1 protein-coding gene is annotated in these 688 nt (G+C 31.5%); it reads left to right on the top strand.

What is annotated here, in order from left to right; translation table 11 throughout:
• Positions 1-34: 34 nt before the first annotated feature.
• Positions 35-553: a hypothetical protein gene (locus ACFSSB_RS15425; RefSeq protein ID WP_379905919.1), complete on the top strand. Its 519-nt coding sequence runs from the start codon at positions 35-37 to the stop codon at positions 551-553.
• The last annotated feature ends 135 nt before the right edge of the window (positions 554-688 follow it).

Here is a 688-nt window from a genome sequence, read left to right as displayed (position 1 = left end):
CGTTGTGCGTAAGTTGAGAAAAACTGAACTCTGAATGAAAAATAGATTTCTGAAAATAATAAAACGAATTTTAATAACGGCTTTGATTCTTCTCGTCTTTGTGTTTATATCAAACGAAATCGTTTATAGAACTTCAATTCCTGAAAACTTTGCGGAATCAAATTGGAACGGAAAATGGAATAGTTCTGAATACGCACTTGTCAGCGGAAAAGTTTTGACGACAATTCCTGAAAATAATAATGCGGAATTTAAAAGCGAAACGCTTATTTACTATAATCTTTGGAGTCTTTATAAACCTGGACAAAATAAAATTGTGGAATTATCAGGTAACTTTTCGAAATCTGATGTTGATGGAAATAACTTTGGACAAAAAAGACGACAGAATGAAAGTAGTGAATCTAATCGCAGATTTTTTAAAGCTAAAATGTCAATTGGAAAAGGACAATTTATTGAATATGACGGAATGAAAGACGATGACGGAATTGAAATTAGTGGTGATTATGATTCTAGCTTTCCAAAGGACAAAGGAACATTTGAATTAAATAAGAAATAAAACCTACGCACAACAAAGTATATAATCCATTGCTAGTTCTAGCCTACTTACGAATATTCCTGCGGAATATTCTATTCGGTTTTTATTTGCTAAATTAGTGACTTATACACGCAACATATCATATACAAAACCGTT

The organism is Lacinutrix gracilariae (genome assembly GCF_042684485.1).
GTDB lineage: Bacteria > Bacteroidota > Bacteroidia > Flavobacteriales > Flavobacteriaceae > Oceanihabitans > Oceanihabitans gracilariae.
This window is presented reverse-complemented; position numbering and strand designations above follow the sequence as displayed.

Excerpts from the sequence above, each read along its gene's own strand:
- ACFSSB_RS15425 (WP_379905919.1), top strand. The coding sequence starts at position 35 with ATGAAAAATAGATTTCTGAAAATAATAAAACGAATTTTAATAACGGCT.